This window comes from Streptomyces sp. NPDC042100 (genome assembly GCF_055582325.1).
This window is the reverse complement of record NZ_JBVJDK010000029.1, coordinates 1-21,676: the sequence shown is the minus strand read 5'-3', so window position 1 is coordinate 21,676 and position 21,676 is coordinate 1. Positions and strand designations below refer to the sequence as shown.

The following is a 21,676-nucleotide window of genomic DNA, read 5'->3' as shown; positions in this document are numbered from 1 at the left end:
ACGGCACGCGCTACTTCGAGGGAAAGCAATGGAATCCCAGTCCTCCAGCACGCCACAGCGGTGGCTGCTGCGTCGCCCCAAGGAAGGTGTCGCAGCCCGCATCTTCTGTCTGCCCTACTCCGGCGTCGGCGCGTCCATGTATGCGCGGTGGCCCCGGAGGATAGGGCAGGCCGAGGTCTGCCTGATCCAACTGCCCGGCAGGGAGAACCGGGCCAAGGACCCGCACTACGGCTCGTACGAGGCGCTCGCCGAGCAGCTGGTCGAGGCCCTGACGCCCTACCTCGACGTGCCCTTCGCCTTCTTCGGTCACTGCAGCTCCGCGCTGGCGGCCTACGAGACCGCGCGCCGGCTGCACGCCAAGGGGCTCCCGACACCCGCCCGGCTCTTCGTCTCCTCCCAGGTGGCCCCGCACGACGGCCCCTACGGCCGCTTCCTGGGCATGACGGACGACGAACTGGCCGACGAACTCGCCGGCCTGACCCGGGCGATGGGCGCGGAGCCGGACCCCGCGCTGATCCGGTTCGGGCTGGGCGTCATGCGTGCCGACGTCGACGCCAACAAGGCCTACCGGCTGCCCGCCCCCGAACCCCTGCCCGGCGCGATCACCGTGCTCGGCTGGCGGGACGACGAGGAGGTGGCCCCCGGACTCATGACCGGATGGCGCGCGTACGGGGACGACGTCCGGTTCGTCACGCTCCAGGGCAGCCACCACAGTTTCCTCCAGGCCCCTCTGGCGCTCCGCGCCGAGATGGAACTGGACATCGCAACCGCCATGGAGGGCAGTCAGTGACCAGCGGCCCCACCTCTTCCCCGCCCGCGGCAAGCGGCCGCGGCGCCCCATCGGTGCACGGCGCGTTCGCCGCGCGGGCCGCGGCGTCGCCCGGAGCGACGGCGGTCACCTGGCGCGACCAGGCCCTCACCTATCAGGAGCTGGACTCACGGGCGAACAAGCTGGCCCACTACCTGCGCGAGCGGGGCGTGCGGCCGAGGACCCCCGTCGCCCTGTCGGTCGAGCGTTCCGCCGACCTGGTGGTCGGACTGCTCGGCGTCCTCAAGGCGGGCGGCAGCTACCTCGCGCTCGACGCGCTCATGCCGCCGGAGCGCCGGCGGGCCGTGCTCGCCGACGCCGGCGTATCGGTGGTGCTCACCCAGGAGGGGACACCCCTGCCGGACCCGGACGGCCTGGACGTCATCCACCTGGACGGCGCACCCGACCGGGCCGGGATCGACCGGCAGCCCGACAGCGACCCGGGCGTCGAGGTACACGAGGACGACATCGCCTACCTGGCGTACACCTCCGGCTCGACGGGGCTGCCCAAGGGCGTCGCCGTGCCCCACCGGGCCGTACGGCGGCTGGCCGTCGACCCCGACTACGTGGACGTGACCGCCGACGACGTCGTGCTCCAGTTCGCGTCCCCCGCCTTCGACGCGTCGACCTTCGAGATATGGGTGCCCCTGCTGAACGGCGCCCGTCTCGCGGTGTACCCGGAGGCGGGCGCCTCGCTGTCCAAGCTCGTGGACACGGTGGTCAAGGAAGGCGTCACCGTCGCCTGGCTCACGGCCGGGCTCTTCCACCGGCTCTCGGCGCGCCAGATCGAGAAGCTGACCGGGCTCCGGTACCTGCTGGCGGGCGGCGACGTGGTGTCCGCCGCGCAGGTCGACCGCGTCCGCGCCCTCCTTCCCGGCCTGCGCGTCGTCAACGGCTACGGGCCGACGGAGAACACCACCTTCACCGCCTGCCACACGGTGGACGGACCGCCCGGCGCCCCCGGTGTGCCCATCGGCCGGCCGGTCCGGGGGACCGGCGTCCGGGTCCTGGACGGCAAGCTGAACCCGGTTCCGGACGGTGAGCCCGGCGAGCTGTACGCCGTCGGCGAGGGACTGGCGCGCGGCTACGCCGGACGCCCCGGCGCCACCGCCGAGCGCTTCCTCGCGGACCCCTTCGCCGAGACCCCGGGGCAGCGCATGTACCGGACCGGCGACCTGGTCCGCCGCACGGGCGACGGGGTGCTCGAATTCCTCGGCCGGGTCGACCAGCAGGTGAAGATCCGCGGATTCCGGGTCGAGCCCGGCGAGGTCGAGGCCGCGCTCACCGCGCAGGCGGGCATCCGGGACACCGCCGTCGTACCGCAGCGCGCCCCGGGCGGCGACCTGAAGCTCGTGGCGTTCTACGTACCCGAGCGCGGTGCCCGCCTCTCCACCCTGGCCCTGCGCGCCCGGCTCGCCGAGACGCTGCCCGAGTACGCCGTACCCACGTCGTACCAGCTCCTCGACGTCCTTCCCCTCACGCCCAACGGCAAGGTGGACCGCGCCGACCTGGCCGGGCGGGTGAGCGAGGAACGCCCCGAGGTGAACGCGCCGTTCCGCGCGCCCGCGACGGAGCTGGAGACCGCCCTCGCCTCGGTCTGGGCGGACCTGCTCGGGCTCACCGAGGTGGGCGTCGACGACGACTTCTTCGAGATCGGCGGCTACTCGCTGGTCGGGATGCAGGTCACCGCCGAGATCTCGGCCGCCTACGGCGTCGCCATCACCCCGCAGCGGTTCTACGAGAACCCCACCATCGCGGGCCTCGTGCTGGCGATCGAGGAGCTGGTCGCCGAACGGTCCGGGAACGGTGCCGGCCGTCAGGACGAGGAGGAACGGGCATGAGGATCACCGTGCCCGCCGGGGAGCCCGACGTCGACCTGGAGAAGGTCGACCTGTTCGACCCCGGCCTGTACGCCGACGGAGACCCGCACCCCATCTGGAAGGTGATGCGCGAGCAGGCACCGGTGCACCACCAGGTGCTCCCCGACGGGCGGGCGTTCTGGTCGGTCACCCGGTACGAGGACGCCTGCCGGGTGCTGGACGACCACGCGTACTTCACATCGGAGCGCGGCACGCTCCTGCTGGCGCTGGACGTCGGCGACCCCGCCGGCGGCAAGATGATGGCGGCCACCGATCCGCCCCGGCACGCCGCCATGCGGGACCCGCTGGCGCGCGCCCTGTCGCCCAAGAGCCTGGCCTCCCGCCAGGACCAGTTGCGCGCCGCGGTGCGCGGGATGCTCCAGCCGGCCCTCACCGAGGACCCGTGGGACCTCGCGACCGCCGCCGCCGCGTTCCCGATGGCGTTCACCGGCGCCCTGATGGGCATCCCCGAGCGGGACTGGCCGAGGCTCACCCGCTGCACGACGATGGCCATCGCGCCCGACGACACGGAGTTCCAGGAGGGCGACAGCGCGACGACGCTGATGAGCGTCCACCACGAGCTGTTCGGCTTCTTCGCGGAAGAGATCAGGGAGCGCGCCGGGGATCCGCCCGACGACCTGATCGGCTTCCTCATGACCATGAACGCGGGCGGGGAGCCGCTCGACGTCCAGGAGCTGGTCTACAACTGCTACAGCCTGCTCCTCGGCGCCAACGTCACCACGCCGCACGTCCTGAGCGCGATGATGCTGGAGCTGATCGAGGACCCGGACAGCTACCGCCGGATGGCCGAGACGCCCTCCCTCCTCGCCAGCGGGGTGGAGGAGGGGCTGCGCTGGTCCTCGCCCGCGAACCACTTCATGCGGTACGCCGTACGCGATGTGACCCTCGCGGGTCAGCACATCCCCGCGGGCTCCGCCCTGGCGGTCTGGCTGGGCTCGGCCAACCGGGACGAGGCCGTCTTCGAGGACCCGTACCGCTTCGACATCGCGCGCTCCGGCAACCGGCACCTCGCCTTCGGCTACGGAACGCACTACTGCGTGGGCGCCTCGCTGGCCCGCATCACCCTGCGCATGCTGGTGAAGGAGATGCTCGAACTGTTCGAGTCGATCGAGCTGGCCGGACCCGTGGAACACCTGCGGTCCAACTTCACCGCGGGCATCAAGCACCTGCCCGTCCGGACGCGTTTCCGGCCCGGGGCCAAGGCGGCTCTGCTGGAACGCCAGTCGAGTACGCGTGCCTGAGCGGCTCCGCCCGCCGCTTCCGCTTCCCGCTCCCACCCCGCAGAGGAACCCATCGTGTCCGTAACCGACGCCGCAGCCGCCGCGAGCGACCCGACGGCGGTCTTCCGCGCGGCCCGTGACGTGCTGCTGGAACACCGTGAGGACCAGGAGTCGGCCCACCGGGAGTTCTCCTGGCCCCGGCTGGACACCTTCAACTGGGCCCTCGACTGGTTCGACGTGGTCGCGCGCTCCCCGGAGCGCCGCGGCTCGACGGCCCTGCGCGTCATGGACCTGTCCGAAGGGGGGCGGCTCGACGCGGAGTTGACGTACGGGGAGATGTCCGAGCGCTCGTCCCAGGTCGCCAACTGGCTCCGCGAGCGGGGCGTCCGGCGCGGCGACGCCGTGCTGGTCATGCTCGACAACCGGGCGGAGCTGTGGGTCTGCATGCTCGCGGCCATGAAGATCGGAGCGGTCATCGTCCCCGCGGCCGTCCTGCTGGGCGAGGACGACCTGCTCTACCGGATCCGCCGCGCGGGCGTCCAGCACGTCGTGGCCCGGGCGGCGGACGCCGGAAAGTTCGCGCGCGTACCCGGAATCCGGACCCGCGTCGCGGTCCCGGAACCGGGAGAGACCCGGGTTCCGGAGGGCTGGCGGAACGTGGCCGAGGCGCTGCGCTCGGACACGGACTTCCGGGCGGACGGGCCGACCCCGGCCGCCGGCACGCTGTTCCGGTACTTCACGTCGGGCACCACGTCGAAGCCCAAACTGGTCGAGCACAGCCACACCTCCTACCCGGTGGGGCAGTTGACGACGATGTACCTCATCGGGCTGCGGCCGGGTGACGTCCACACGACGATCGCCCAGTCGGGCTGGGCCAAGCACGCGTGCAGCAACCTCTTCGCGCCGTGGGCCGCCGAGGCGTCCGTCCTCGCGCTGGCCCAGCACCGCTTCGACCCGGAGGCGACGCTGGACGCCCTGGTGCGCGGAGGCGTGACCACGTTCTGCGCGCCGCCGACCGTCTGGCGCATGCTGGTCCAGCTGCCCCTGAAGCGGTGGAAGGTCTCCCTGCAGGAGGCCGTCTCGGCCGGCGAGCCGCTCAACGCCGAGGTCATCGACCGGGTCAGGGACGCCTGGGGGGTGACGATCCGGGACGGCTACGGCCAGACCGAGGCCACCGGCCTGGTGGGCAACGGACCGGGGGCGCCGGTCAAGCCCGGCTCGATGGGGCGGCCGCTGCCGGGCTACTCGGTGGCGCTCATCGGTCCGGACGGGAACCCGGCGGACGAGGGCGAGATCTGCCTGGACGTCACGGACCGGCCGCTGGGGCTCATGACCGGGTACGCGGACGACCGGCGGACGGTGGCCCCGGACGGCCGGTACCACCACACGGGCGACGTCGCGGCACGGGACGCCGACGGCTACTACACGTACGTGGGACGTCAGGACGACGTGTTCAAGTCGTCCGACTACCGGATCTCCCCCTTCCAGCTGGAGAGCGCGCTCCTCCAGCACGAGAGCGTGGCGGAGGTGGCCGTGGTGCCGGCCGCGGACGAGCAGCGGCTCGTCGTGCCGAAGGCGTACGTGACGCTGGCCGCCGCGAACGAGGCGGGCCCCGACATGGCCAGAGAGCTCTTCAGCTTCCTGTCCGGGCGCCTGGCGCCTTACCAGCGCATCCGCAGAATCGAATTCTCCCAACTGCCGAAGAATTCCTTCGGGAAGATCGACCGCTCCGTGCTGAAGCGTTTCGAGATGTCCCCGGAAGGCCGGCGGGAGTCGGAGTTCCGGGAAGAAGACCTGCTGCACTGAGATCGCTTCAGGAGAAGCAGAACACCTGTCAGTTCATTGTCCGGTTCTTTTAGGGAAGGGAACTCAGTGTTCCATCGCAAGGATGTAGTCTTCAAGAAGCCGTCCATCTTCCAGCCCGGGATCGAGGAGTACGCGGAGGCGAATTCCACCAAGCCTTCGCCGGAACTGCTCGAACTGCATGCCGACACCGAGCTGAAGTGTCCCGAATGGGCGGACATCGCCACGTCCTCGGCTCAGGTGGCGTTCCTGACGATGATGGTCGACATGGTGGGGGCGAAGCGGATCCTGGAGGTGGGCACCTTCACCGGGCACGCCACCGTCGGACTCGCGGCGGCCCTCCCCGAGGACGGGGAGATCGTCACCGTCGACAGCTACGTCGCCGACGCGCGGGCCAAGACCCTGGCGCAGGACGCCTTCGCGCGCAGCGAGCACGGCCACAAGATCAAGCTGATCGAGGCCAACGCCCTGGAGACCCTCCGCGAGATAGAGGGGCCGTTCGACTTCATCTTCGTCGACGCGGACAAGCCCAACTACGCCAACTACTTCGACACGATCCTCGAACGGGGTCTGCTCGCCGACAACGGCGTGCTGGCGATCGACAACACGCTGTGGGGAGGCATCGTCGTCGACTCGCTGACGCAGAAGTCCGAGGAGGCCGAGCGCATTCTCGCCGCGGGCGAAGCCGACCAGGGGGTGGACGGCGACGCATGGCTCTCCAACATGCTGACCGAGTGGGGTGCTTACGTGGTGGCGTTCAACACCAAGGTCGCCACCGACCCGCGGGTGAAGACGGTGCTGCTCACCGTCAAGGACGGCATCACGCTGGTCCGGCACGCGCGCTGACGGGAAGAGACGACAGTGCCCCTGGCCGCGGAAGCAGACGCGGCCAGGGGCACTCGTACGCGGCGGGAGGGCATCATCAGCCGGGTGTGCCCGTCACCTCGGCCACCATCGCCGTCCACATGTAGCCGATGCCCACGCCGACGGCCAGGATCAGGTCTCCCCGGCCGGCCCGGCCGCTCGTCACCAGATGGTCGATCCCGGCGATCTGGTCGCCCGCGCCCAGGTGCCCGTAGTCGGCCGCCCAGTCGTAGACCGTCCGCCCGGCGTCGATACCGAGCTGGCCCAGGTAGGAGTACTCGACGATGGTGCGGCCGATCGCGGGGTGCACCACGAACGCCACGTCGTCCAGGGTGACCTCCGCGTCGGTGAGGGCCTGCCGGACCGCCAGGGCCAGGCCCTCACCGGTCCGGGCGATGACCTCGTCGTAGCGGAAGGGGTCCTCCAGCAGGTACGCGCGGGTCCGGCCCCGCAGATCCACCGGCCACTCGGTCTGATCGGGGGCCGCCGCCAGACCGCCGGTGCCCCGGTAGACCGGCTCCAGGGCCGGGACGGAATGGGAGGCCGTCGAACGGATCCGGGCGAACCCCGGCCGGTTCGTCAGCACCAGCGCCGTACCGCCGTCGCCGAACACCTGCTGGTTCTCGGTACGCCAGCGGTCCACCTGGGGCAGCCGGAAGGAGTCCCCCGTGGTGACCAGGGCCGCGGTGGCGTCGGAGCGGGCGGCCAGGTGCGAGGCGGCGAGCTCGACCGCGGCCAGGCCGCCGTTCGAACCCTGGCGGATCTCCACCGCCATGCCGTGTCCGCCGACCGTCTCACGCTGCACGTAGTGGGCGGGGGTCCAGAAGTCCTGGCCCTGGAAGCCCATGCAGCCGTGCAGCAGGAGCGAGAACGCGTCGGCACCGGTACCCGAGCGCTCCACCGCCAGCCGGCCCGCGGCCGCCGCCATCACCGGAGGGGCCTCGTCGGGCCCGGCGGTGCGGACCCGGCGGATGCCGTTGGCCGCGTGCTCCTCGACGCTGTAGCGCTTCGCCGCCACCGCCTCCTCGGCGGTCTCCGCCGCCTCGGGGAAGTAGGTACCGGAACCCGCGATGTACACGTTGTGCCAGCGCACTGAATCTCCTAGTCAGAGCTTGATCAAGTTCTTGACGGCCCCGACGATGTCGGCGGGGCCGATGATCGCCTGACGTTCGAGGGTGGGCGTGACGGGCTGGACGTCCGCACAGGCGAGGTACGACAGCCGGTGGGGCCCGTCCGCCGTGTCGACGAGATCGGCGATCAGCCGGGGCGCGATGGACTGGCTGCGCGCCGCGGGATCGACGAACAGACCCCGGCCGGTGCGGGCCAGGGACGCCCGGATCGCAGCCCAGTCCGTCGACAGGGTGTCGAGCGCCCGGAGGTCGACGACCTCGGCCGAACAGCCGCCCGCCGCGAGTTCGCCGACGGCGGCCACGGCCCAGCCGACGCCGATCCCGTACGTGAAGACGCTGACGTCCTCGCCCTCGTGGACGACCCGTGCGCCCTCCAGCGGGAGGCGGGCGGTGAAGTCGGCCGGCGAGAGCTCGAACACCTCGTCGTAGAGCGAGGCGAACTCGACCAGGAGAACGGGGTCCTCACACTCCAGAGCGGAGTTGAGCGCACCGAGGTACTCCTTGGGATCGGCCGGCGCGAAGACCCGCCAGCCCGGGAACGAGGCGAACAGCCCGGCGGGATTGAGGCCGTGCTGCGGCCCGTAGCCCCGGCCGATCGGGACCTTGGCGCGCACGATCACCGGCGCCTGGGCCGTGTTGCCGTACAGGGCCCGGATCATCCCGATGTGGTTGAACAGCTGATCCGCCGCGATCAGGGCGAAACTGCCGTACATGAGCTCGACGATCGGACGCAGGCCGACCATGGAGGCCCCGCAGGCCATGCCGACGAAGCCCGCCTCCGAGATGGGCATGTTCAGGACGCGACGGCCGACCAGATCCTGGTCGAGCACCCCGGCCTGGGCCAGCAGGCCACCGGGGTTGCCCACCTCCTCGCCGAGGAAGACGACCTCCTCCGAGCGCCGCAGCGCCCCGGCGATCCCCTGGGCGATGGCGTCCTTGAACGTCCACTTGGCCCGGTCCCCGGCATCGCCCGCCTCGTCGGCGGACGGCCCGTCGAGCGGTCCGGACGCGGGCTTCGCGGGGCCGCGCAGCAGCGCGTGGGTGTCCAGCTCCGGCGCCACGTCGGAGGGCGGGGGGACGGCCGCGTACGCCGAGGCCACCGCGGCGGCCGCCGCGGTGTCGATCCGCTCCGCCTCGGCTGCCGTCAGCACACCCCGCTCGACCAGGGCCCTCGGCAGCGAGACCATCGGGTCACGGTCGCGCCACTCGTCCTCCTCCGCCTCGTCGCGGTAGCCGACGGCGCTGCCCCGCAGGGCGCCGGTGTGGTCGAGGTGGCGGTACGTCCGTACCTCGATGAGGGCGGGCCCCGCGCCCTCGCGCATGGACGCCAGGAAGTCCTCGACGGTGCGGTAGAGCCCGCAGTGGTCGCCTCCGTCGATGGTCGCGGCCCGGAATCCGTGGGCGAGTCCCTGGGTGGCCAGCGGCAGGACCGCCGAGGCCTCCTCCGGGCGGGTGGCCTCGGCGTATCCGTTGTTCTCGACGACGATCAGGAGGGGCAGGTTCAGCACCCCGGCGAGGTTGGCCGTCTCGTGGAACGTCCCCTGGTTGACCGCCCCGTCCCCGATGTAGCAGACGGCGCAGGATCGGTTCTCCCGGAGGGAGTCGGCGAGGGCCAGGCCGGCCGCTATGGGTATCCCGCCGCCGACGATGGCGCTGGACCCCATGAACCCGATCTCCTCGTGCCGCAGGTGCATGGAGCCGCCCACGCCGTGGTTCACGCCGCTGGAACGCCCCAGGATCTCGGCGAGGGCCGAGGTGAGGAGCTCGTGCGCGGCGGCCGGAAGGGGTTCGGTCACGCAGTCCCAGTCCTCGTGCGCGGTGTGCGACAGCCCTTGGGCGAGGAAGTGGTGGTGAGAACGGTGGTTGCCGACCACCTGGTCGCCGTCGCGGAGGTGCCGCGAGACGGCGGCGGCCACGCTCTCCTGGCCGATGGAGGTGTGCACAGGGCCGGACACCTCGCCTCGCGCCGCGCACTCCAGGAGCTGGTGCTCGAACGCGCGTATGACCGCCATGTCGTACAGCATGCGCCGGAAGGCGGACGCGCCGATCGACTCGTAGTCGTCGCTCTCGCCGACATGGCGCGTGAGTCGACCCGAGGGGGCCGTGTATTCGATCCGCATGAAGGTGACCTCACCCGTGATGGCTGACGATGGTGTGGGAAGGGGCGTGCGCAGAGCAGGGCGGGGTGAGTCGTGATCAGCCCGTGGTGAGCCGCCCGACGATGTCGGCCGTGAGCTCCCGCTCGTGGGGCACGAGGTAGAAGTGGTCGCCGGGGAAGCTGCGCAGGCTGAAACCGGTGGCGGCGACGGCACTCCAGCCCTCGACGTCCGCGACGGAGACCTCCGGGTCCGTCTCGCCGGCGTACGCGGTCACCGGGGCCTTGACCTGCCGGATGCCGTCCGGCCGGTAGGTGCCCACGAGGCGGTAGTCCGCCCGGATGGCGGGCAGGACGAGGTCCCTGAGGTCCGGATCGCTCAGGATGCCGCCGCTGTTCTTGTCCAGCCGCCGGACGTCGGCGACCAGAGCCTCGTCGTCCTCCAGATAGAGGCCGTACGTGCCGAGCAGCTGGGGCGCCGGCCGGGCGGACAGCAGGAGGTGTTCGAGGGTGAAGCCGTGCAGCGACTCCAGGCGCACGGCCACCTCGTGCGCGACGGAGGCGCCCATGCTGTGGCCGAAGAACGCCAGCGGCCGGTCCAGGACCGGAACCAGCGCCTCCGTCACAGCCTCGACGAGCGCGTCCATCGAGTCGACGAACGGCTCGTTGACCCGGTCCTCGCGGCCCGGGTAGCGCACGGAGAGGACCTCGATGTCCGAGGGGAAGCTCCGGTGCCAGGACCGGAAGAAGCCGGCCGTGCCGCCGGCGTGGGGGAAGCACACGAGCCGCATCCGGGGGTGGGTGACCGGCAGATGCCGTCGGATCCAGCGGCTCGCGAGGCCGGTCGAAACGCTCATGACGAAGACTCCGCTCCGGGGTGGGTGGGCGCTGATCAGTAGAGGAGGTCGAGCAGCTCGGGCGTGTACAGGTCCTCGGTCGCGCAGTCGCCCGCGACGGCCGCGAAGTACCGGGTGGTGAACTCCTCCTTGCTCGCCACCGCGCGCAGCATGGCGAGGCGGTCCTTGTGCACCTTGAGCGCCGCCGTGAAGAGGGTGCTCTGGTAGCCGTCGATCAGCAGGTCCTCGTGGCCGTCGGCGTACCGCTGGAGCGCCGCGCCCAGCAGGGACGGGTCCTGGAGGTCGGCTCCGATGGCGCCGGCCAGCGACTCGGCCTGGAGGAAGGCGTCCGTGATGCCCTTGGCGGTGATGGAGTCCTTGTGGTGGGCGGCGTCGCCGACCAGCGCCCACCCGGGACCGGCCGCCCTGCGGAAGAAGTTCTGCTGGTCGCCGCTCCCGTGGAACCTGTCCCCCTGCTCCAGTCCTTCGATCCGCTCGAAGACGCCGGGGGCCGTGGTGCGCACCGCCTCCAGATAGGCGGCCGGCACATCGGCCCGCACCCGGTCGAACTCCGCCTGCGGGAAGTAGGAGGCCACCAGGGTCATCCCGTCGTCGGTGGGGATGACACCGATCCACCGGCCGGGCGCCTCGTGCAGTTCGAAGTGGTCCGAGACGCCGGGCCAGTAGGTGTAGTAGGCGCAGGTCATGAGCGGGTCCGTGGTGACGGGAGCCGCCACCGCCTCGGCGACCCGGGAGCGCATGCCGTCCGCGCCGACCACCAGCCTGGCCCGTTCCTCCACGCTGGATCCGCCCGAGGTGCGGCAGCGGACACCGACCACCCGGTCGTCCTCGAAGAGCAGCCCCTCGACGGTGCAGCCGTCCCGGAACTCCGCGCCCGCCGCGACGGCGGCCTGGGCGAGGACGGAGTCGAGCCGGTGGCGCCGGGGCGCGTAGGCGGCCCGCTGGCCCTCCACGGGCCAGGAGCAGCCGGAGAGCTCGACGTCCGCGACCCGGTAGGTCACCCGGTCCAGCGCGGGTGTCCCGCCCGCGACGATCTCGTCCAGCACGCCCCACCGGGCGAGCCGGGCGACGCCGGGCTGATGGATGTACAACGTGGAAAGCGTGTCCCGTGGGAAGCGGGCCCGTTCCAGGAGGAGGACGCGGTAGCCCGCGCGCGCGAGCAGGAGCGCCGTCGAGGAGCCGGCGCACCGTGCGCCCACAACTATCGCGTCGTACAACGTGTTTCACCTTCATCTGGAGAGGTGGTCGCGGCGAGGAGCGTGGGGGCCGCCAGGATCCGGGTCCCTGCGGTGACGTGCTTGTCCCACCCGTAATGATCTAGCCCCGAGTCATCCTCCAGGGGCATCCGACAGGGGTCAAGCGGTCTTGACTGGCGGGGCAATCGCATTCGCTCGGGCGACCGCCGTGTCCACGGCCTCTGCCATGTGACGGGAAACATGGTTTCCCTGAAGGGAGTTGATGCCCGCCTCGGTGATGCCGCCCGGAGTGGCGAGCGATGCCCAGGGGGTCGCGGTCCGGGATTCCTGCTGTCGCAGCAGCGCGGCGGCGCACTCAAGTGCCTCGGCCGCGAAGAGAGTTGCGTCCTTGTGCGTGACCCCGGATTCGACAGCACTGTCCACCACGCCGGTCGCGGCCAGTGCCAGGAAGGCCGCCCCGCTGCCTAGGGACGACGCGGCCATGTTCTGCTGGGATTCGGGGATGACCACAAATCGGCCCAGGTGGACGAGAGCTGACATGACGTCAGCCATGGCGTCTGTCGCGCTCGGTTTCGGTTCCGGTGAAATCGCAAGTATTCCGCCCCGCTTGAGAGAGGCCACGTTGGAAGCGATGCGGAACGCGTTCATCATGATTCCCTCGGGCGCGGCCTCGCCGATACGGCGGAGCTCGTAGCCGGCGACGAAAGACACCACGGAAACACCGGACTTGGCGGAGGCGAGCGCCTCGGACAGCGTCGCGGAGGCGTCGCCCGGGCGCACGGACAGGATGACGAGGTCCGCACCCTGTGCCGCCGAGGCGTTGTCCACCCCGGCCGCGATGCCGTACCCGTCGGCAAGTTCCTTAGCGCGTCCGGGTGTTCGGACCGTCGCGCGCAGACGCCCGGCGGGATGGCCGCCTGCGAGGAGCCCCTCCACGATGGTCTGGCCGATGTGCCCGGCTCCGAGCACCGCAATCAGCGGAGCGTCACGATCCTCAAGTGGCTCTATGTGAGGAGGCATTGATGTCCTTTCAGATGCTATGTGCTCTGACCAAGGCTTTCGCTGGGCTTAGCTGTCCGCGAGTCTCGCACGCCGGTACGACAGGACCCGGGCCGGAGCGTCGTGAGTCACCCTGGGTGCCGCTTGCCGGAGGGGTAGGCTGTGGCCGGGATGAGGCTGATCCGGTCGCCGTCTCACGATCACGGTCGCCGCGGCCGGAGAGGGCTGCCGCGCGCGTGCGCGGCGTCCGTATTCCAGCAGGGGGACTGTCGATGGCGACGTACAAGGACAAGATGCTCGCGGGCGAACTCTTCGTCTACGGGGACGAGGAGCTGGCGGCCGACCGGCGCCGCGCGGCCCTGCTGGCGGAGCGGTACAACGCCACGACCGTCGGCGAGCCCGACCTGCGGGCGAAGCTCCTCGCCGAACTGCTCGGAGAGGCCCCGCGATCGGTCGAGGTGCGTTCCCCCTTCCACTGTCTCTACGGACGCAACATCTCCCTGGGAGAAGGCGTCTTCGTGAACTTCGGCGGCGTGTTCCTGGACACGGCCCGGATCGACATCGGTGCCGGGACGCTCATCGGACCGTACGTCCAGCTCCTGACCGCGACACACCCCCTGGAAGCCGACCTGCGGCGTGCCGGATACGAGTTCGGAGAGCGGATAGTCATCGGGGGCAACGTGTGGATCGGTGGCGGCGCCGTCATCTGCCCCGGTGTCACCATCGGGGACGACTCGGTGGTCGGAGCCGGCAGCGTGGTCACGAAGGACGTCCCGCCCGGGGTCCTCGTACACGGCAACCCCGCCCGCGTGGTGAAGGAGCTTCCTTCCGGCGGCGCGCCCGGCGACCGGTCGTCCGGGAAGCCGGTCGGTCCGCCCGCCACGCCCGATCCTGCTTGAATGCCATCGGGTCACACGTTTGACTCGACCCCATTGACATACAGTGCCATCCGCAGGAGGTAAGGGACCGTGAGGTTTCGAGTACAGCGCGACGAGATCGTGGAGGCCACGGCGTGGGCCGCGCGCAGTCTGGCGTCCAGGCCGGTGGTTCCGATTCTCGCCGGAATCCTGCTGCAGGTCGACGAGAAGCTGACCCTGTCCGGATACGACTATGAAGTCTCCACCCGCGCGGACGTCGAAGTCGAGGTCATCGAACAGGGAACCGCGTTGGTTTCCGGCCGATTGCTGGCCGAGATCATGAGGAGCATGCCGGCCGGTCACATCGAGATCGAGAGCGACGGGGCCAAGGTGACCGTCGAGGGCGGCGGCACCCGCTTCACCCTCCAGACCCTGCCGGTCGAGGAGTACCCGGCCCTGCCGCTCATGCCCGGCCTCGCCGGAACGGTGGACAGCGACGCGTTCAGCGCGGCCGTCGCGCAGGTCTCGCTGGCGGCGGCGCGGGACGAGACCGTGCCGGTCCTCACGGGTATGCACGTGGAGGCGATGGGGGACCGCCTGACCGTGGCGTGCACGGACCGCTACCGGATCGCCATGCGGGAACTGCGCTGGAACCCCGTGGACCCCGACGTGTCGCTGAGCGCCGTGGTGCCGGCGAAGGCGGTCGCGCAGACCGCGAAGTCCATGCCCTCCGGGGGGACCGTCTCGCTCACCCTCAAGGCGAACGCCGAGTCCGCCGCCGTGGAGACGATCGGATTCGAGTTCGGAGGGCACCGGGCCACGTCCCGCCTCATCGCCGCCGAGTTCATCAACTACCGCCAGCGGCTCCCCAAGGAGTTCGCCACGCGCGCGGCCGTACGGACGGCGCCCTTCGTCGACGCCATCAAGCGGGTCTCCCTCGTCGCCAACCGCAATTCACCCGTGCGGCTCACCTTCCAGGGGGACTCGGTGACCCTGGAGGCGGCGACCGGCGACGAGGCGCAGGCGGTGGCGTCGATGGACGCGGCGGTCGACGGCGAGGACATCACCATCGCCTTCAACCCGCAGTTCCTCCTCGACGCGCTCAGTGCGGTGGAGACGGATGTCGCCGTGCTCAACTGCCAGGCTCCGCTGAAGTCCGCCGTTCTGACCTCCAGGACGGCCGAGGGGGAGGACCTCACGGACTACCAGTGCGTCATCATGCCCGTCAGGATCTCCTACTAGAAGAGGATCACGTATGACCCACGGCCAGGAGCGGAAAGAACAGACGGACCCCGCTCACTTCTTCTCCACCGACATGAGGGTGGGGCAGGTCCTCTCGGTGGAGCCCTTCCCGGAGGCCCGCAGGCCCGCCTACAAGGTACGGGTCGACTTCGGGCCGCACGTAGGGGTGTTGGCCACCAGCGCGCAAGTGACCAACTACCCGGCGGAGGAGCTGAAGGACCGCTTGGTCGTGGGCATCGTGAACCTGGGTGCGAAGCGGATCGCCGGCTTCGTGAGCGAGTTCCTCCTCCTGGGGTCCTACGGGCAGGACGGCACCGTGTACCTGCTGGCGCCGTCCGCTGACGCGAAGCCGGGTGACATGGTCGGCTGAGGAGCCGCCCGTGTAAGTGGGGCCCCAGTGGCGGGTGGTGACGACTCGTCAAGTATTCGAACCCCAGCGCGAAGCGATCATGGGTGTGCCAAAATGGCGCGCGGCGCACATGAGTGTGACGGGGAGTCGGCAGTTCGGGTCGTGAGACCGCCGGCGCTCACGGCCCAACCGCCGACGCCTCCCCCTATTGCCCACTCGCCAGGGGTAAGGAAACCTAGGAGTGTCAGTGACGTACTCGCACACCGAAGCAAGCTACGACGCGATAGTCATCGGTGGAGGCCCCGCGGGGTCCTCGGCGGCGGTGGTGATGGCTCAGCGGGGACTGTCCGTCCTCGTTCTGGAGCGATCCGCCTTCCCTCGCTTCCACATCGGTGAGTCGATGCTCACCTACACGTCGGCCGTCCTCGACAAGCTGGGCGTCACCCCGAAGGTGGAGGCCGAGGGTTTCCCCGTCAAGACGGGCGCCGAGTTCTGCCACACCGGCGAAGGTTTCCACCGGGTAGACTTCACCGATCAGGGTGAGGGACGCGCTCTGACGACATATCAGCTGGAGCGCGCCGACTTCGACTCGATCCTGCTGGACTACGCGGCCGACTGCGGGGCCAAGGTCGTGCAGGAGGCCCGCGTGGTCAAGGTGGAGACCGAGGGCGACCGCGTCGTCGGCGTCACGTTCACCTCGGGCGGGGAGGAGCACACCGCCCGGGCCCGCCGCGTCATCGACGCGAGCGGCCGGGCCGGTGTCATCACCAAGGGCCTGCTGCGCAGCCGGAAGTACCCGCAGACCACCCGTACCGTCGCGGTGTTCCGCCACTACACGGGTGTGGACGAGGCCAACAACCCCGGCTTCCTCGGGGACATCCAGGTCGGAGCCCACGACGACGGATGGCTGTGGGCGATCCCCGTCCGCGCGGACAAGCTGAGCGTCGGCGCGGTGACCGCGGCGAGCACGCTGCAGGCCGCCTCGTCGCCCGACGACCTGTTCATGGAGCACCTGGGCCGCATTCCCCGGATCCGCCAGCGCATCGAGGGCGCGACGTACGAAGAGACGCACGTCGAGAGCGAGTTCACGTACTACTCGGACCAGATCGCGGGCCCCGGCTTCTTCGTCGTGGGCGACGCGGGCGCGTTCGCGAACCCGATCTTCTCCGCGGGCGTCTACCTGGCGCTCGTCACCGGCTCGCGCGCCGGCGAGATGACGGCCGACCTGCTCGACGGCTCCCGCGAGGAGGCCGCCGCCGTGGACGAGTACGAGCGGTTCTACAAGACCGGCTACGACACGTACACCCGCCTCATCCACGGCTTCTACGCGAACGACTACAACCTGGGCCGGTTCCTCAAGAGCACCGGCGCGCGCGTGGCCCCGATGTGGGTGGCCCGCCTGCTCGGCGGCGACTTCTGGAGCGAGAAGAACCCGCTCGGGCGTCACCTGCGGTCGCTTCCCGACAACGACACCTTCTCGCCCTACGAGCCCATGTACGGCTGCCCGGTCTACCCGGAGCTCGACGCGAGCGAGCCTGCCGACACCAAGCTGAACGAGGCGCTTGAGGGCGCGCTCGACTGATGTGACCAGGGCCTCCTGCGCGGGGGACACCACGGCGCCGGTACCCACAGTGCCGGCGCCGTTCTTGTTGTGCGGCCCATGGCCGTCCGTCTTACGGAACGGGATCACGATGTTCGAATCGCAGAGCAGTTCGCACCCGCTGCTGGCAGCGCAGACCGGTATCTGGATGGGACAGTCCATCGACCCCTTGAGCCCCGCCTATCAGTGGGGCAACTACCTTGAGCTGCACGGTGCGATCGACGTCCCCCTGTTCCGGTCGGTCGTGGCCCGCGTCGTGTCCGGGACGGAGAGCCTGCACGCCCGCTTCGTGGACGGCCCTGACGGCCCCCGGCAGATCTTCGTCCCGCCGACGGACTGGTCGCTGCCCGTGGTCGACGTCAGCGAGGAGGCGGATCCGCTCCGGGCGGTGGACGCGTGGGTGCGGAAGGACCTCGCGGCGGCGCCGGACCTGCGCGATGGCATGCCCTTCCGGCAGGTCCTCTTCCGTGCGGGCCCCGACCGCTTCTTCTGGTACCAGAGCTACCACCACATCGTCCTGGACGCCTACGGCTCGGCGCTCATCAACCGTCGGGTGGCCGGCCTCTACAGCGCCCTGCGGTCCGGTGCGCCGGGGGAGCCGGACGCCGCCTTCGGTTCGATGGGCGCGCTCATAGCCGAGGAAGAGGCCTACGTCGCGTCGCCCGCGTCCGGCGCCGACCGCGCGTTCTGGCTGGAGCGGTTCGCGGAGCGCCCGGAGCAGATCAGTCTCGCGCAGAAGCTGGCGGAACCGCAGAACCGATTCGTCCGGTACCGGCACGAGGTGACGCCGTCCGACACCCTGGCCCTCAAGGAGGCGGCGGGGCGGCTGGGCACCCGGTGGTCCAGGGTGCTGATCGCCGCGACCGCCCTGTACCTGAACCGTCTGACGGGCCGGCGGGACGTCATCCTCGGCCTCCCGGTCGCCGCCCGTCTCGACGAGGAAGCCCGCCGGACCCCCTCCATGATGGCCAACGTGGTGCCTCTGGGGCTGTCGGTGGACCAGGGCGCGACGGTCGCCGACCTCGTGTCCCAGGTCTCCGACGAACTGCGGTCGGCCCTGCGGCACCAGCGCCGCCGCGGCGAGGACATCCGCAGGGACCTCCAGTTCCCCGGGGTTCCGCGCCGCTTCTTCGGGCCCATCGTCAACGTCATGCGATTCGAGTCGCTGCGGTTCGGCGAGTGCGCCAGCACCATGCACAACCCGGCGGCGCCCCTGCTCGAAGACCTGTCGATCGTCGCCTACGACCGGCCCGACGCCGAAGGGCTGCGCATCGACCTCAACGGCAACCCCGACCTGTACACGACGGACGAACTGCGGGCGCACGGCCCCCGCCTCATCGCCACCGTGGAGCGGCTCGCCGCGAACCCGGGACAGCGGCTGGGCCGCCTCGACGTCACCTCCGCCGCCGAACACGCCTCCCTCGTGCCCGCCCGCCGACAGCGCACCGGGCGGGACGCCCGCCCCCGCACGCTCCCCGAGACCTACGGCGCGGCGCCCCGCGACCACGCGGCCATCGCCGTGACCTGCGGGGACGTGGAGCTGTCGTACGAGGAGCTGGACCGGCGGACGAACCGGCTCGCGCGCCTCCTGATCGCGCGGGGAGTGGGACCGGAATCGGTCGTGGCGCTCGCGCTGCCCCGGTCGGTGGACACCGTGGTCGCGGCGCTTGCCGTCAGCAAGGCGGGCGGGGCCTATCTGCCCATCGACCCGACGCTTCCGGCGGACCGCGTCGCCTTCATGGTCGCGGACACCCGCCCGGTCGTCGCCCTCGCGCACGCGGCCACGCGGCACGTCCTCCCGGAGGGGCTTCCCGTGTTCGTCCTGGACGAGCCGGCGGCGGACGAACGGCTCGCGGCCCTGGCGGACGACCCGGTCCAGGACACCGAGCGGACCGAGGCCCTGCGGCCCGAGCACCCCGCGTACGTCATCTACACCTCGGGCTCGACCGGGACGCCCAAGGGCGTCCTCGTGTCGCACCACAACGTCGTGCGCCTGTTCGCCGCGACGGCGGACCAGTTCGCGTTCGGTCCGGACGACGTGTGGACGCTCTTCCACTCGTACGCCTTCGACTTCTCGGTCTGGGAGATGTGGGGGGCGCTCCTGCACGGCGCGCGCGTCGTGGTCGTCCCCTTCGACGTGAGCAGGTCGCCCGACGAGTTCCTGCGGCTGCTCGCCGACCAGCGCGTCACCGTGCTCAACCAGACGCCGTCCGCCTTCTACCAGCTCGTGGCCGCCGGCGGGGCGCGGCCGGAGGTGGAGCGGCGGCTCGCCCTGCGCTGGGTGGTCTTCGGAGGCGAAGCCCTGGAGCCGCCGCGACTGGCCGACTGGTTCGCGCGGCGCGGCGAGACGGCGCCGACCCTGGTCAACATGTACGGCATCACCGAGACGACCGTGCACGTCACCCACCTTCCGGTCACCACGGGACACGTCACCGCCGCGCGGGACCAGGGCTCCCCGGTCGGTTCCCCCCTCTCGGACCTGGACGCCTACGTCCTCGACGGCGGGCTGCGTCCTCTTCCGGTGGGTGTGGCGGGAGAGCTGTACGTGTCGGGCGGTGGTCTGGCGCGTGGCTATGTCGAGCGGCGGGGTCTGACGGCGGAGCGTTTCGTCGCTGATCCGTTCGGTCCGGCGGGTGCGCGGATGTATCGCACGGGTGATCTGGTGCGGTGGCGGGCGGACGGTCAGCTCGATTATCTGGGTCGTACGGATGATCAGGTGAAGGTGCGGGGTTTCCGTATCGAGCTGGGTGAGATCGACGCGGTGCTCGGTGAGCATGCGGCGGTGCGTGGCGCGGTGGTGCTGGCCCGTGAGGACCGTTCGGGCGAGGCGATGCTGGTGGCCTACGTGACGTTGGACGGCGGTGCTGAGGTGTCGTCGGCGGAGTTGCGGGCGTATGTCGGCGGGCGTCTGCCGGAGTACATGGTTCCGGCCGCCGTCGTGGTGCTCGACGCGTTCCCGCTGACATCGAACGGGAAGCTGGACCGGCGTGCGCTGCCCGTTCCGGTGCTGGAGAGCGCCGGGTCGGGGCGGGCTGCGCGGGGGCCGGTGGAGGAGATCCTGTGTGAGCTGTTCGCGGAGGTGCTGGGGGTCTCCTCGGTCGGTGTCGAGGACAACTTCTTCGACCTGGGCGGTCACTCGCTGCTGGCGACGCAGTTGATCAGCAGGATACGCTCCGTGCTCGGGGCGGAGGTCGCGATCCGGGCGCTGTTCGAGGCGCCTACGGTCGAAGCCCTGGCCGTACGGCTGGGGCCGGGGGCGGGTTCCGGGGCGGACTCCCGTCCGCCGGTGCAGCCGGCGGTGCGGCCCGAGGTGCTGCCGCTGTCCTTCGCGCAGCGACGCCTCTGGTTCCTGCACCGGCTCGAAGGGATCAGCGCCACCTACAACATGGTCACCACGGCCCGGATCACCGGCGCCCTGGACCGGGACGCCCTGCGGGCGGCGCTGGGTGACGTGGTGGCGCGGCACGAGAGCCTGCGCACGGTGTTCCCCGAGGTCGACGGCGTGCCGTACCAGCGGGTCCTGGACGGGGCCGACGCGGAGGTCGACTTCTCGGTCGTCCAGGTGTCGGAGGCGGAGCTCAGCGCGGTGACGGCGGCCGCCGCACGACGCGGGTTCGACCTGGAGCGCGAACTGCCGCTGCGCGCTGACGTGTTCGTCCTCGGGCCCGAGGACCACTCGCTGGTCCTCACTCTGCACCACGTCGCGGGTGACGGCTGGTCGCTGGGCCCGCTCACGCGTGACCTGTCGCGGGCGTACGAGGCGCGGTGCCGGGGTGAGGTGGCGGTGTGGGAGCCGCTGCCGGTGCAGTACGCGGACTACACGCTGTGGCAGCGCGAGCTGCTGGGATCGCAGGACGATCCGGAGAGCCTGCTCAGCGCGCAGATCGCGTACTGGAAGGACGCGCTGGCCGGCCTGCCCGAACAGCTCGACATCCCCACCGACCGGCCCCGTCCGGAGGTGAACTCGTACCGAGGCGCGGGCCTGGAGGCCCGGTTCGACGCGGAGGTGCATCGGGGTGTGGTGCGGCTGGCGCGGGAGTGCGGCGTCAGTGTCTTCATGGTGCTTCAGGCGTCGTTGGCGGCTCTGCTGACGCGTCTGGGCGCGGGGACGGACATTCCGCTGGGGACGCCGGTGGCGGGCCGGACCGACGATGCGCTGGACGAGCTCGTCGGATACTTCGTCAACACCTTGGTGCTGCGGACGGACACCTCGGGCGACCCGACGTTCCGGGAGCTCCTGGCCCGCGTACGCGAGGCCGACCTGGCCGCCTACGCGCACCAGGACGTGCCGCTGGAGACCCTGGTGGAGGTGCTCAACCCGCAGCGGTCGCTCGCGCACCACCCGCTCTTCCAGATCATGCTCGTCCTGCAGAGCGCCACCGGGCAGCTCACCCCGCTCGACGGACTGCGCACCGACTACGGCCAGATGGGCAGCGGCGGCTCGCGCTTCGACATGGCCCTGAGCCTTTCGGAGCGGCGCGACACCGAGAACGGGCCCGACGGCCTGGACGTGGTCGTCGAGTTCGCGACGGATCTGTTCGACCGGTCGTCGGTGGAGTCGTTGGTGGCGCGGTGGGGCCGGCTGCTGGAGCAGTTGGTGGCGGTTCCTGACCGTCGGGTCGGCGGGGTGGAGATCCTGTCGGCTGAGGAGCGTGTGTCGCTTCTGGAGGTGGTGGCTGATGGTGGTGAGGCTGCTGAGTGGGTGTCGTTGGCGGGGATGGTGGAGGTGTGGGCGGGTCGTGATCCGGATGCTGTCGCGGTGGTGTCTGGTGATGT

The 21,676-nt window shown here is 70.9% G+C and carries 15 protein-coding genes; 10 read left to right on the top strand and 5 right to left on the bottom strand.

The window, feature by feature from the left end:
- Positions 1 to 28: 28 nt before the first annotated feature.
- The 5 genes from ACZ6J5_RS35725 to ACZ6J5_RS35705 all read left to right on the top strand — a co-directional run bounded on the left by ACZ6J5_RS35725 (position 29) and on the right by ACZ6J5_RS35705 (position 6,557).
- A complete protein-coding gene (locus tag ACZ6J5_RS35725) occupies positions 29 to 790 on the top strand; it encodes a thioesterase II family protein (RefSeq protein WP_469398122.1) in 762 nt (253 codons plus the stop codon).
- A 53-nt stretch (positions 791 to 843) separates the two neighbouring features.
- Entirely contained in the window at positions 844 to 2,649 is a 1,806-nt protein-coding gene (locus ACZ6J5_RS35720; RefSeq protein WP_469398121.1) for an amino acid adenylation domain-containing protein, read from the top strand.
- Positions 2,646 to 3,929, top strand: coding sequence for a cytochrome P450 (locus ACZ6J5_RS35715; RefSeq protein ID WP_469398120.1), 1,284 nt, complete (start codon positions 2,646 to 2,648; stop codon positions 3,927 to 3,929). The genes ACZ6J5_RS35720 and ACZ6J5_RS35715 overlap by 4 nt, the downstream gene beginning before the upstream one ends.
- 54 nt (positions 3,930 to 3,983) lie before the next feature.
- Positions 3,984 to 5,714 (top strand): AMP-binding protein, encoded by a 1,731-nt coding sequence (locus ACZ6J5_RS35710; RefSeq protein ID WP_469398119.1) that lies wholly within the window; start codon positions 3,984 to 3,986, stop codon positions 5,712 to 5,714.
- A gap of 66 nt (positions 5,715 to 5,780) precedes the next feature.
- Complete coding sequence (locus ACZ6J5_RS35705; RefSeq protein WP_469398118.1) at positions 5,781 to 6,557, top strand: O-methyltransferase; 777 nt, start codon at positions 5,781 to 5,783, stop codon at positions 6,555 to 6,557.
- A gap of 76 nt (positions 6,558 to 6,633) precedes the next feature.
- Here the strand turns inward: ACZ6J5_RS35705 and ACZ6J5_RS35700 are convergent, their stop codons facing one another.
- The 5 genes from ACZ6J5_RS35700 to ACZ6J5_RS35680 all read right to left on the bottom strand — a co-directional run bounded on the left by ACZ6J5_RS35700 (position 6,634) and on the right by ACZ6J5_RS35680 (position 12,873).
- A complete protein-coding gene (locus ACZ6J5_RS35700; RefSeq protein ID WP_469398117.1) occupies positions 6,634 to 7,668 on the bottom strand; it encodes a ketoacyl-ACP synthase III family protein in 1,035 nt (344 codons plus the stop codon).
- A gap of 12 nt (positions 7,669 to 7,680) precedes the next feature.
- Positions 7,681 to 9,825 (bottom strand): alpha-ketoacid dehydrogenase subunit alpha/beta, encoded by a 2,145-nt coding sequence (locus ACZ6J5_RS35695; protein WP_469398116.1) that lies wholly within the window; start codon positions 9,823 to 9,825, stop codon positions 7,681 to 7,683.
- A gap of 76 nt (positions 9,826 to 9,901) precedes the next feature.
- Positions 9,902 to 10,657 (bottom strand): thioesterase II family protein, encoded by a 756-nt coding sequence (locus ACZ6J5_RS35690; protein ID WP_469398115.1) that lies wholly within the window; start codon positions 10,655 to 10,657, stop codon positions 9,902 to 9,904.
- 35 nt (positions 10,658 to 10,692) lie between these two features.
- Positions 10,693 to 11,856 carry an NAD(P)/FAD-dependent oxidoreductase gene (locus tag ACZ6J5_RS35685; protein WP_469398124.1) on the bottom strand — a complete coding sequence of 388 codons (1,164 nt, stop codon included), beginning with the start codon at positions 11,854 to 11,856 and terminating at the stop codon, positions 10,693 to 10,695.
- Between the two features lie 156 nt (positions 11,857 to 12,012).
- Entirely contained in the window at positions 12,013 to 12,873 is an 861-nt protein-coding gene (locus tag ACZ6J5_RS35680; RefSeq protein ID WP_469398114.1) for a pyrroline-5-carboxylate reductase family protein, read from the bottom strand.
- 251 nt (positions 12,874 to 13,124) lie between these two features.
- Here ACZ6J5_RS35680 and ACZ6J5_RS35675 point away from each other — a divergent pair, with 251 nt between their 5' ends.
- From ACZ6J5_RS35675 to ACZ6J5_RS35655, 5 genes are all read left to right on the top strand, one after another.
- Positions 13,125 to 13,751: a sugar O-acetyltransferase gene (locus ACZ6J5_RS35675; RefSeq protein WP_469398113.1), complete on the top strand. Its 627-nt coding sequence runs from the start codon at positions 13,125 to 13,127 to the stop codon at positions 13,749 to 13,751.
- Between the two features lie 69 nt (positions 13,752 to 13,820).
- A complete protein-coding gene (gene dnaN, locus ACZ6J5_RS35670; protein WP_469398112.1) occupies positions 13,821 to 14,951 on the top strand; it encodes a DNA polymerase III subunit beta in 1,131 nt (376 codons plus the stop codon).
- 13 nt (positions 14,952 to 14,964) lie between these two features.
- On the top strand, positions 14,965 to 15,321 hold the full coding sequence (locus ACZ6J5_RS35665; RefSeq protein ID WP_469398111.1) for a tRNA-binding protein: 357 nt from the start codon (positions 14,965 to 14,967) through the stop codon (positions 15,319 to 15,321).
- Between the two features lie 226 nt (positions 15,322 to 15,547).
- On the top strand, positions 15,548 to 16,882 hold the full coding sequence (locus tag ACZ6J5_RS35660) for an NAD(P)/FAD-dependent oxidoreductase (protein WP_469398110.1): 1,335 nt from the start codon (positions 15,548 to 15,550) through the stop codon (positions 16,880 to 16,882).
- Between the two features lie 109 nt (positions 16,883 to 16,991).
- Positions 16,992 to 21,676: amino acid adenylation domain-containing protein (locus tag ACZ6J5_RS35655; protein ID WP_469398109.1), on the top strand; the 4,685-nt coding region annotated here is incomplete at its 3' end.

What these genes read in the sequence shown, in the direction of transcription:
- ACZ6J5_RS35725 (WP_469398122.1), top strand. Translation starts at nt 29, where the DNA reads ATGGAATCCCAGTCCTCCAGCACGCCACAGCGGTGGCTGCTGCGTCGC.
- ACZ6J5_RS35715 (WP_469398120.1), top strand. Translation starts at nt 2,646, where the DNA reads ATGAGGATCACCGTGCCCGCCGGGGAGCCCGACGTCGACCTGGAGAAG.
- ACZ6J5_RS35695 (WP_469398116.1), bottom strand. Translation starts at nt 9,825, where the DNA reads ATGCGGATCGAATACACGGCCCCCTCGGGTCGACTCACGCGCCATGTC.
- ACZ6J5_RS35690 (WP_469398115.1), bottom strand. Translation starts at nt 10,657, where the DNA reads ATGAGCGTTTCGACCGGCCTCGCGAGCCGCTGGATCCGACGGCATCTG.
- ACZ6J5_RS35680 (WP_469398114.1), bottom strand. Translation starts at nt 12,873, where the DNA reads ATGCCTCCTCACATAGAGCCACTTGAGGATCGTGACGCTCCGCTGATT.
- ACZ6J5_RS35675 (WP_469398113.1), top strand. Translation starts at nt 13,125, where the DNA reads ATGGCGACGTACAAGGACAAGATGCTCGCGGGCGAACTCTTCGTCTAC.
- ACZ6J5_RS35665 (WP_469398111.1), top strand. Translation starts at nt 14,965, where the DNA reads ATGACCCACGGCCAGGAGCGGAAAGAACAGACGGACCCCGCTCACTTC.